Annotated in this window: 7 protein-coding genes; 6 read left to right on the top strand and 1 reads right to left on the bottom strand. The window is 60.5% G+C overall.

Annotation, left to right across the window (positions count from 1 at the left end):
• Positions 1 to 529: 529 nt before the first annotated feature.
• Entirely contained in the window at positions 530 to 2,470 is a 1,941-nt protein-coding gene (locus ACP7BO_RS16875) for a BCCT family transporter (RefSeq protein WP_397457349.1), read from the bottom strand.
• Between the two features lie 452 nt (positions 2,471 to 2,922).
• Between ACP7BO_RS16875 and betI the strand changes: the two genes are divergently transcribed.
• The 6 genes from betI (at position 2,923) to mdtD (ending at position 11,548) form a co-directional block, all read left to right on the top strand.
• Positions 2,923 to 3,516: a transcriptional regulator BetI gene (betI, locus tag ACP7BO_RS16870; RefSeq protein ID WP_060696643.1), complete on the top strand. Its 594-nt coding sequence runs from the start codon at positions 2,923 to 2,925 to the stop codon at positions 3,514 to 3,516.
• A gap of 108 nt (positions 3,517 to 3,624) precedes the next feature.
• Positions 3,625 to 5,097, top strand: a complete 1,473-nt coding sequence (gene betB / locus ACP7BO_RS16865) for a betaine-aldehyde dehydrogenase (RefSeq protein WP_397455527.1) — start codon at positions 3,625 to 3,627, stop codon at positions 5,095 to 5,097.
• 118 nt (positions 5,098 to 5,215) lie between these two features.
• The gene (betA, locus tag ACP7BO_RS16860) at positions 5,216 to 6,919 is read left to right on the top strand and encodes a choline dehydrogenase (RefSeq protein ID WP_397455526.1); all 1,704 of its coding nucleotides are present in this window, start codon (positions 5,216 to 5,218) and stop codon (positions 6,917 to 6,919) included.
• A 277-nt stretch (positions 6,920 to 7,196) separates the two neighbouring features.
• Complete coding sequence (locus tag ACP7BO_RS16855) at positions 7,197 to 8,639, top strand: TldD/PmbA family protein (RefSeq protein ID WP_426211569.1); 1,443 nt, start codon at positions 7,197 to 7,199, stop codon at positions 8,637 to 8,639.
• A complete protein-coding gene (locus ACP7BO_RS16850; RefSeq protein WP_426211567.1) occupies positions 8,639 to 9,976 on the top strand; it encodes a TldD/PmbA family protein in 1,338 nt (445 codons plus the stop codon). The genes ACP7BO_RS16855 and ACP7BO_RS16850 overlap by 1 nt, the downstream gene beginning before the upstream one ends.
• A gap of 141 nt (positions 9,977 to 10,117) precedes the next feature.
• Positions 10,118 to 11,548: a multidrug transporter subunit MdtD gene (mdtD, locus tag ACP7BO_RS16845; protein ID WP_060696639.1), complete on the top strand. Its 1,431-nt coding sequence runs from the start codon at positions 10,118 to 10,120 to the stop codon at positions 11,546 to 11,548.
• Positions 11,549 to 11,552 lie beyond the last annotated feature (4 nt).

Here is an 11,552-nt window from a genome sequence, read left to right as displayed (position 1 = left end):
AGGCTTTACGATTGCTGCGCAATCGGACGCAGCCTGCGGCAGCTGCTACAGGTAATGCGTGGTGGCTTAGCTGTAAACCCGCCAGAAAGTGGTGGGGTGTACCACGCGCTGCTGGGCAAAAACCTGGGCTGATCTCAGGCCGTAGCAGTTGCCGAGTGGCACGAGGCTACGTCCGGCGGCGCAGCCGTCGTTCAGCCCGGTAACACGGCTCTTCAGGTGAGCCGCGTACTCAGACTTTACGATTGCTGCGCAATCGGACGCAGCCTGCGGCAGCTGCTACAGGTAATGCGTGGTGGCTTAGCTGTAAACCCGCCAGAAAGTGGTGGGGTGTACCACGCGCTGCTGGGCAAAAACCTGGGCTGATCTCAGGCCGTAGCAGTTGCCGAGTAGCACGAGGCTACGTCCGGCGGCGCAGCCGTCGTTCAGCCCGGTAACACGGCTCTTCAGGTGAGCCGCGTACTCAGACTTTACGATTTGCTGCGCAATCGGACGCAGCCTGCGGCAGCTGCTACAGGTAATGCGTGGTGGCTTAGCTGTAAACCCGCCCAAGGAGCTGGCGATGGCTTTCAAACTGGTCGAGCACGTCACGGCTGATTTGCTCAGGGGTGAAGCCCATCAGGTCGTACTCCTGGCTGCCGTTGTGCAAATACACTTCGGCCCGGTAGTAACGATTGCGCACTTCATCCTGGCCGGACTCGCCCGGCGCCGCCATATAGCCGTCCAGGCTGACTTCGTAGACAAACGGGTTGCCTTCTTCCATCTCGACCCGCACGCCCATGCAACGCTTGGCTTTACCCAGCAAGGTCTGTACATCGAACCCTTGAGCACGCAGTTGCGCAGCGGCTTCTTCCAGCGCCGGGGTCACGTGTTTGTCCATGAAGCGCTGCACCACCGCCTGGGTTGGCTGCAGGTCCTGGGCCGTCAGGCGCTCGCTGAAAAAGCCGCTGCGACCACGGGCCGCCAGCTCAGCCTGTTCCTGTTCCATCTGGGTGTCCTGGCGCATCGCTTTGTGCAGGCCGAACATAAACAGGATCAGCACCACCGAGAACGGCAGGCCGGCCAGTACGACCATGGTTTGCATGGCGGCAAAGTTACCGGCGAACAACAGGCCGATGGTCACCAGGGTGATCACCACCGACCAGAAGATGCGCAGCCAGTGCGGGGCGTCTTCATCGACATCGCCGCCTTTGCAGGACAGGTTGGCCATCATGACCGCCCCGGAATCCGCCGGGGTCAGGAACAGTACAAAGCCGACAAAGATCGACACGCCGATCACGATTTTCGATGCCGGGTAGTGCTCAAGCAGTTGGTAAATCGCCATCGACGGCTGTTCGAGCGCCGTTTTGCCCAACTCCACCGCACCGTGGTTAACCACCAGGTCCAGTGCCGAGTTACCGAAGATCGACAACCAGGCCAGGGTGAAGCCCAGCGGAATCAGCAATACACCTGCTACCAGTTCACGCACGGTCCGCCCGCGGGAAATACGCGCGATGAACATGCCGACGAACGGGGCCCAGGAAATCCACCACGCCCAGTAGAACAGGGTCCACAGACCCAACCAGCCTTCGGTCTTTTTGGTGTCGCCTTCATAGACGTACAGGTCGAAGGTTTTCATGACGATACCGTTCAGGTAGTCGCCGGTGTTTTGCACAAAGCCGTTGAGCAGGTGCAGGGTCGGGCCGAACAACAGCACGAAAATCAGCAAGCCACTGAACAGCACGATGTTCAGGTTCGACAGCCGGCGAATGCCGTTTTCAACGCCAGAAACCGCCGCAATGGTGGCCACGGTGCTCATCACGATGATCACGATCAGCAAGTTGGTATTGCTGTGTTCCATGCCGAACAGGTTCTCAAGCCCCGACGACACTTGCATCGAGCCAATGCCCAGGTTGGTCACCAGGCCGAGCAACGTCACGAACATGCCGAAGCCGTCTACCGCATGGCCCGCAGCGCCTTTTACCCAACGCTCGCCCATCAACGGGTACAACGCCGAACGCAGGGCCAGCGGCTGGTTGTGGCGGTAGGCAAAGTAAGCCACGGCCAGACCGACCAGTGCGTAGATCGCCCAGCCATGCAGGCCCCAGTGCAGGAAGGTCAGTTGCAGCGCCTGACGCGCGGCTTCATGACTGCCCGAGACGCCTTCAGGCGGGTTGAAGTAGTGGTCCAGCGGCTCGGATGCACCGAAGTACAACAGCGAGATACCGATACCGGACGAGAACAGCATCCCGGCCCAGGCGCCGTAGCTGAAGTCGGGGGTGTCTTGCTTGGTCCCCAGTTTCAGTTTTCCGTAAGACGAAAACGCCAGGCCCACGACGAAAATCAGGTAAGCGGCGATCACCACCATGTAGTACCAGCCGAAGCTGCGCGACAACCATTCCTGGGCAACACCCAGTACGCGGCCTGCTTCTTCGGGGGCGATGATCAAAATGGCAGTCAGCAACAATATCAAGGCAGTGGAGGTGTAAAACACCCAACCGTTGACCGTCACCTTTTGCGGCGGGGTCTTTATAAGAGAAGCAGAACTCATGGCACGGATGCTCCAGGCAGCGCGAGAGAAAGACTTGAGGCAACGCACCACTCGACCAAACGCTTAGATAGCGACCAACGGTCGAGTGATATAAAGACACCGCTAAAAAACCGGACCCGCCCGGACCCTGCTGTTTCTGTAGGAGCGAGCTTGCTCGCGAGCCCTGTAACGCGATTAAAAAGCTCGCGAGCAAGCTCGCTCCTACACAAATCCGGGGTTCCAGAGATGTTTGCTGTGTCGTTTTTCGCCATTCATGCCCAGGGAAATGGCACAAATCGCGACGATTTGTCGCAGAGCTTATTCTTTGTTGATTGAACGTTCAATCAAAACAAAATAGACTGGTCTTCGTTCAGTGATCGATTTGCACTGCTCGCAGGCCCAAGGAGATTTGCAAGATGCCAAAGGTCGGGATGCAACCCATACGCCGCCAGCAGTTGATCGAAGCCACGTTAACGGCGGTCGATCAGGTCGGGATGGCCGATGCCAGCATTGCACTGATTGCCCGTTTGGCCGGCGTGTCGAATGGCATCATCAGTCACTACTTTCGCGACAAGAACGGTCTGATTGCCGCCACCATGCGGTACTTGATGAACGTCTTGATCGAAAACGTCACCGCCCGCCGCCAGGCGCTGAGCGATGACAGCCCAAGGGCACACCTGCAGGTGATCGTTGAAGGCAACTTCGACGCCAGCCAGGTCAGTGGCCCGGCAATGAAGACCTGGCTGGCCTTTTGGGCCGCCAGCATGCACCAGCCGTCGTTACACAGATTGCAGCGGATCAACGATCACCGCCTGTATTCCAATCTGTGCTGCCAATTTCGCCGAGTCCTGCCGCAGGCCCAAGCCCGCAATGCAGCACGAGGCCTGGCAGCTCTCATCGATGGTCTATGGTTGCGGGGTGCCCTGTCGGGAGACGCTTTCGACACCGAACAGGCACAACGCATCTGCTACGAATACATGGATCTACAACTGGCGAAAAAGGTGAGTTAGGCCCAATCAACGCTTAACCCCTGAACTGTCGCGAATCTGAGTTGCCCCAGTTAGATGGCAGCCAGTTTCACGATCAACGCCAACCACTTATGCACTTGCGAGGATTTTATGGCCCGTTTCGAACTGCAAAAACTCTACATCGACGGCGGTTACACCGACGCCAGCAGCGATGCAACCTTCGATGCCATCAACCCGGCAAACGGCGAAGTCCTTGCCCAAGTGCAACGTGCGACTAAAGAAGACGTTGAGCGTGCTGTTGTCAGCGCCGAGAAAGGCCAGAAAATCTGGGCTGCCATGACTGCCGTAGAGCGTTCGCGCATCCTGCGTCGGGCTGTGGACATCCTGCGCGAGCGCAACGATGAACTGGCCGCTCTGGAAACCCTGGACACCGGCAAGTCGTACTCCGAAACCCGTTATGTCGACATCGTGACCGGCGCCGACGTACTGGAATACTACGCAGGCCTGGTGCCCGCCATTCAGGGCGAGCAAATCCCGCTGCGCGACACTTCGTTCGTTTACACCCGTCGCGAGCCACTGGGCGTTGTGGCCGGTATCGGCGCGTGGAACTACCCGATCCAGATCGCTTTGTGGAAATCCGCACCGGCGCTGGCTGCCGGTAACGCGATGATCTTCAAGCCAAGTGAAGTCACTTCGCTGACCACCTTGAAACTGGCTGAAATCTATACCGCTGCCGGCGTACCGGACGGCGTGTTCAACGTACTGACCGGCAGCGGCCGTGAAGTCGGCACCTGGCTGACCGAGCACCCGCGCATCGAGAAAATCTCGTTCACCGGCGGCACCGACACCGGCAAGAAAGTCACCTCCAGCGCCACCAGCTCTTCGCTTAAAGAAGTGACCATGGAACTGGGCGGCAAGTCGCCGCTGATCATTTTTGATGACGCCGACCTGGATCGTGCGGCTGACACCGCGATGATGGCCAACTTCTACAGCTCGGGCCAGGTGTGCACCAACGGCACTCGCGTGTTCGTACCGACCGCACTTAAAGCTGCGTTCGAAGCCAAGATCCTGGAGCGCGTTGCACGTATCCGCATCGGCAACCCGGAAGACGAAAACACGAACTTCGGTCCGCTGGTCAGCTTTGCTCACATGGAAAGCGTGCTGGGCTACATTGCCAAAGGCAAGGAAGAAGGCGCCCGCCTCCTGTGCGGCGGCGAACGCCTGACCCAGGGCGACCTGGCCAAAGGTGCATTCGTGGCACCCACCGTGTTCAGCGACTGCACCGATGAGATGACCATCGTCAAAGAGGAAATCTTTGGCCCGGTGATGAGCATCCTCACCTACGACACCGAAGAAGAAGTGATCCGCCGCGCCAACGATACCGAGTTCGGCCTGGCCGCCGGTGTCGTGACCAAAGACCTGAACCGCGCCCACCGCGTCATTCATCAGCTGGAAGCGGGCATTTGCTGGATCAACGCCTGGGGCGAGTCCGACGCCAAAATGCCGGTTGGCGGCTACAAGCAGTCGGGTATCGGCCGCGAAAACGGCATCAGCTCCCTGGCGCAGTACACCCAGATCAAATCGGTACAGGTTGAGTTGGGCGATTACGTTTCGGTGTTCTAAGCCAGCGCCCCCATCGCCGGCAAGCCAGCTCCCACGAACCTTGTGGGAGCCCGGCTTGCCGGCGATCGAGGGCGAAGCGCTCGCCATGATCTGACCAACTTCAAAGAGGGTGCATTTTATGTCCCAAGAATTCGATTACATCATCATTGGTGCCGGCTCTGCCGGTAACACCCTGGCGACCCGTCTGACTGAAGACGAAGGCGTCACCGTGCTGCTGCTCGAAGCTGGCGGCCCGGACTACCGTTTCGATTTCCGGACCCAGATGCCTGCGGCTCTGGCGTTCCCGCTGCAAGGCCGTCGCTACAACTGGGCCTTTGAAACCGATCCTGAACCGCACATGGACAATCGCCGCATGGAATGTGGCCGCGGCAAAGGCCTGGGCGGCTCGTCCCTGATCAACGGCATGTGCTACATCCGCGGCAACGCGATGGACTACGACGGCTGGGCAAAATTGCCAGGCCTCGAAGACTGGGATTACCTGAACTGCCTGCCGTACTTCCGTAAAGCGGAAACCCGGGACATCGGCGCCAACGATTACCACGGCGGTGATGGTCCGGTCAGCGTGACTACGCCAAAGGCAGGCAACAACGTGTTGTTCCACGCCATGGTTGAAGCCGGCGTACAGGCTGGCTACCCGCGTACCGAAGACCTGAACGGCTACCAGCAGGAAGGTTTCGGCCCGATGGACCGTACCGTGACGCCAAACGGTCGTCGTGCCAGCACCGCTCGCGGTTACCTGGACACCGCCAAGCAGCGTTCGACCCTGACCATCGTCACCCACGCCCTGACCGACAAGATCGAGTTTGAAGGCAAGCGTGCAGTTGGCGTTTCTTACATGGTCGGCGACAGCGACACCCGCATTCTGGCCAAGGCCCGTAAAGAAGTGCTGCTGTGCAGCGGCGCGATCGGTTCGCCAACCGTGCTGCAACGCTCCGGCGTCGGCCCGGCCGAACTGCTCAACAGCCTCGATATCCCGGTGGTTCACGACCTGCCGGGCGTCGGCCAGAACCTGCAGGACCACCTGGAGCTGTATCTGCAATACGCATGCACCCAGCCGGTTTCGCTGTACCCGTCTTTGCTGTGGTACAACCAGCCGGCCATTGGTGCCGAGTGGCTGTTCCTGGGCAAGGGCATCGGCGCCAGCAACCAGTTCGAAGCAGGCGGTTTTATCCGTACTCGCGAAGAGTTCGAATGGCCGAACATCCAGTACCACTTCCTGCCGGTTGCGATTAACTACAACGGCAGCAACGGGGTCAAAGAGCACGGTTTCCAGGCACACATGGGTTCCATGCGTTCGCCAAGCCGTGGCCGGATCAACGTCAAGTCCAAGGACCCGCGCGAGTACCCGAGCATCCTGTTCAACTACATGGCCGCCGAGCAAGACTGGCAGGAATTCCGTGACGGCATCCGCCTGACCCGCGAAATCATGCAGCAGCCTGCTCTGGACGCCTTCCGTGGCCGTGAAATCAGCCCGGGTATCGACAAGCAGACTGACGAAGAACTGGACACGTTCATCCGTGAACACGCGGAAACAGCGTTCCACCCGTCCTGCTCGTGCAAGATGGGCACCGACGAAATGGCTGTCGTGGATGGCGAAGGCCGCGTGCATGGCATGCAGGGCCTGCGGGTAGTCGATGCGTCGATCATGCCGCTGATCACCACCGGTAACCTCAACGCACCGACAATCATGATCGCCGAGAAAATCGCCGACAAGATCCGTGGTCGTGCGCCACTGCCGCGCAGCACTGCCGACTACTACGTCGCAGGCGATGCACCGGTACGCGGCAAGCCGCTGCGTGATGTGAGCCGTACCGCGCAGTAACACCGATGCGGTAGCAGTTGCCGCAGGCTACGTCCGATTGCGCAGCGATCGTAAAACCTGAGAACGCGGTTTGTCTGACAAACCGTGATCTCAGACCTTACGACAGCTTCGCTGCCGGACGCAGCCTGCGGCAGCTGCTACGGGTCTTGTATTCGCCACCATCCCGCTTTCATCCCTTCCCCGCTTGTCCCGGCCTCCCCGCAGGCCTACTCTAGAGCCTCGTTTCACTTCCCAAACCCAAGCTTCGATACACTTTTCGTTGTTCGGAGGTCTGTGCATGTTCGATTTCTACCCTCAGCTCAAGCAGCGCTTTGGCGCGCTGCGCACCCGGGCCGAGTTCTTTTCGTTGCGTTATGTACGCGAGTCCGGGCAACACCTGTCGGTACGCAAGAACGTTGCAGATCCCCCTGCATTCAGTCACGACCAGGGCGCGATGCTGACCGTGCGGGTCAACGGCGTTGAAGCCTATGCCGCCACCAACGACCTGTCGCAGGCCGGTTTGCAGGCCGCTCTGGATCGTGCCGAAGCCCAGGCCCGTCTGATCACGCCCCACGCGCTGCTCGACCTGACACTCGAACCGGTTTCCCGGGAGCGCGCCGACTATTACTCACCCGATCTGGACCAGACATTCCCGTCCCTCAGCCAGTGCTTCGAGCTGCTGGGGGCCGAGTCGGCGGCCGTGCCCAAGGACGAGCGACTGGTCAGCTGGGACGTGTCCCTGGGGCTCAATCACGTCGAGCAGATTTATCTCAACAGTGCGGGTGCCGAGTTGCGCCGGGCGCAGCGTTTTGTTTTTCCGGGCATGAGCGTGACCGCCTATGACGGCAATGACAGCCAGACCCGCAGCCTGGGCCGTGAAAATTTTGGCCAGCAAGGCGGTATCGATGTGATCGGCCGTTGCGGCCTGATCGGAGCCGCGCCCCAGGTCGCCGAGCAGGCCCTGCAGTTGTTGCTTGCGCCCAACACACCCCAGGGCAAGCGCGACCTGCTGTTGATGCCCGACCAGATGATTCTGCAGATTCACGAATCCATCGGCCACCCGCTGGAACTTGACCGCATTCTGGGCGACGAACGCAATTACGCGGGCACCAGCTTCGTCAAGGCCAGCGACTTCGGCAGCCTGCAATACGGCTCCAGGCTACTCAACGTCACCTTCGACCCGACCATTGCCGAGCAACTGGCCAGCTATGGCTTTGACGACGACGGCACCCCGGCGCACAAGGAATTCCTGATCCGTGAAGGTTTGCTGCTGCGGCCTTTGGGCGGGGCCCTGTCGCAATTTCGCGCTGGCCTGGACGGCGTGGCCAACAGCCGGGCATGTAGCTGGAATCGTCCACCGATAGACCGTATGGCCAACCTCAATATCGAACCCGGGCACAAGTCGATGGCGCAACTGGTTGGCGCAATCGAAAACGGGATCCTGATGGCCACCAACCGCTCCTGGTCGATTGACGATGCGCGCAACAAATTCCAGTTCGGCTGCGAGTGGGGTCAGTTGATCGAGAACGGCGAGCTCAAGGGCGTGGTCAAGAACCCCAACTACCGCGGTATCTCCGAGCAGTTCTGGCGCAACCTCAGCGCCGTGGGTGATGCCAGCACGTTTAAAGTGCTGGGCACCCCCAATTGCGGCAAAGGCGAGCCCAACCAGGTGATCCGTGTAGGCCATGCGTCCCCGGCCTGTGTGTTCAGTAATATCGACGTGTTTGGAGGCGATGCCTGATGAGTACCCCTATAAGTCAGGCCGGGCAGTTCAAGGCACTGGTGCAATGGCTGGGCGATGCGATCCGCAGCCCGGAGCAATTCACCCTGGGCTATAACGCCGAAGCTTCGCAATTCATTCGTTTCAACAAGGGCAAGGTGCGCCAGGCAGGGCTTGTGCAACAGGCAAGCCTGAGCCTGAAGCTGATCGACAATGGTCGTCACGCTGACGTCAGCATCACCCTGGCCGGTGACCCGACGGTCGATCAACAGCGCGTGTCCGAGGCGTTGCAGCAATTGCGCGACACCTTGCCGTTACTGCCGGTTGATCCTTATCTGCTGCTCAACCCCGAGCCGTGGCACAGCCACAATGTGCAGGACCAGCCATTGCCGGACACCGCCCGGGTGCTGGAGGAAATCAGCCGCAGCGCCGAAGGCATCGACTTGGTGGGTTTTTATGCCAGCGGCCCGATCAGCTATGGCTATGCCAGCTCCGAAGGCGCGCTGGGCTGGCACCAGGCCAACAGCTTCAACTTTGACTGGAGCCTGTTCCACAGCAATGGCCAGGCGGTGAAAGCCAGCTACGCCGGGGCGTACTGGGACAGCCAGCGTTTTGCCCGGCGCATGCAATTGGCCCGCGAGCAGCTGGAGTTTCTCGATCGCCCGCTGCATGCCCTGGCACCCGGCGAATACCGCGCTTATCTGGCTCCGGCGGCACTGGAAGAAGTGATGAGCATGCTGAGCTGGGGCGGGTTTTCGGCCCAGGCGCTGGCCAGCAAATACAGCCCGCTGCAAAAACTCTATGCCGGTGATGCGCAACTGAGCCCGCTGGTGTCGCTGGACGAGCGGGTGAGCCAGTCCCTGAGCCCGGGGTTTTCCGAGGAAGGGTATCCGCGCCAGGATCTGTCGCTGGTCAAACACGGCAAGGCCAACCAGCAACTGGTGGGCTCACGCAGCGCTGCCGAGTACGGCCTTGAGGCCAATGGCGCCCCCTGGGGTGAAGGGCCGAGTGCGCTGGCAATGGCGCCGGGCAGCCTGGAACAGGCCGATATCCTCAAGCAGTTGGGTACCGGGCTGTACATCAGCAACCTGTGGTACCTGAACTACTCCGACCAGTCGGCGGCACGCCTGACCGGCATGACCCGCTTCGCCACGTTCTGGGTCGAGAATGGCGAAATCAAGGCCCCGGTCAACACCATGCGCTTTGATGACAGCGTCTATAGTCTGCTGGGTTCCCAGCTTGAAGCACTGACCGTGGAACGCGAGCTGCTGTTGTCGGCCAGTACCTATGACCAGCGCCAGACCGCGTCAAACCTGTTACCGGGAGCGCTGGTAAAAAAACTGACATTGACGCTTTAAGCACCCTGCCCACTGTGGGAGCCGGTTTGCCGGCGATTGGAACAACCGGGTTTTCCTGACCATCGCCGGCAAGCCGGCTCCCACAGGGTGGGGCCAACCAGCCCCGCAGCGGGTTCTCGATTGTTCATAAAAAGAGGTCCTATGCCCGTACGTCCGGTTCTAAGTCCTGAAGTCCTTCGCTGGCTGCCCTGGGTAGTGGCCATCGCGTTTTTCATGCAGTCGCTCGACGGCACCATCCTCAATACTGCACTGCCCGACATGGCCAGCGACCTGAAAGAAAACCCGCTGCGCATGCAAGGCGTGATCGTTGCCTACATGCTCACCGTCGCGTTGCTGATTCCGGCCTCAGGCTGGATCGCCGACCGCTTCGGCACCAAGAAAATCTTCTTCAGCGCCATCCTCCTGTTCAGTTTCGGTTCGTTGCTGTGCGCGCTGTCCGGCACGCTCAACGAGTTGATCGGCGCACGTATCGTCCAAGGCCTGGGCGGTGCCTTGATGCTGCCCATCGGGCGCCTGGTGGTGCTCAAGGCTTATCCGCGTTCGGAGCTGGTGCGGATCATGGGCTTTATCACCATCCCCGGTTTGCTCGGCCCCCTGATCGGACCGACCATGGGCGGCTGGATGGTGGAGTACCTGAGCTGGCACTGGATCTTCCTGATCAACCTGCCCGTCGGACTACTCGGCTGCTGGGCGGTCTGGCACTTCATCCCGGACCTGCGCGGCAGCGAGCGTACCCGCTTCGATACCCTGGGCTTTGTGCTGTTTGGCGCCGCGATGGTGTTTATCACCATTGCCATGGAAGGCCTGGGCGAGCTGCACATGCCGCACCTGCGGGTGATGTTGCTGCTGTTCGCGGGGCTGGCGTGCCTGGCGGCCTATTGGCTGCGGGCGGGCAATATCAGCAACCCGCTGTTCTCGCCGGTGTTGTTTAAAACCAGGACCTTTGCCGTGGGCATCCTGGGCAACCTGTTTGCCCGGCTCGGCAGCGGCGCCTTGCCGTTTCTGGTGCCGCTGCTGCTGCAAGTCGCCCTGGGCTATTCGCCGTCACAGGCGGGGATGAGCATGCTGCCACTGGCGGCGGCGGCGATGCTGGCCAAGTGGGTGGCGCGGCCGCTGATTGAGCGCGTGGGCTATCGCACCGTGCTCACGACCAATACCTTTGCGCTGGGCCTGATGCTGGCCAGCATGGGCCTGGTCACCGAACACACACCCTACCCGTTGCTGCTGGGGATGCTGGCTGTTCTGGGCGCGATCAACTCGCTGCAGTTCACGGCCATGAATACCGTGACCCTGATCGACCTCGATGACGCCAGTGCCAGCAGCGGCAACAGCTTGCTGTCGGTGGTGGCGCAGCTGTCATTGAGCCTGGGCGTGGCGTGCGCCGGTGCCCTGCTCGGCGGCTTTACCGGCGATGGCGGCGAAGAGGGGGTGGACACGGTACTTGGGGCATTCCAGCTGACCTTCCTGACAGTGGGCATCATGGCGATGCTGGCGGCCGCGATCTTCCTGCAGCTGTCACCCAAGGACGGGCGCAAGCCCAAGGCCAACTCCGAGCACGACCTGGAGCACTAAGAAC

Source organism: Pseudomonas sp. TWR2-1-1 (assembly GCF_049897045.1).
Taxonomy (GTDB): domain Bacteria; phylum Pseudomonadota; class Gammaproteobacteria; order Pseudomonadales; family Pseudomonadaceae; genus Aquipseudomonas; species Aquipseudomonas versuta.
This window is presented reverse-complemented; position numbering and strand designations above follow the sequence as displayed.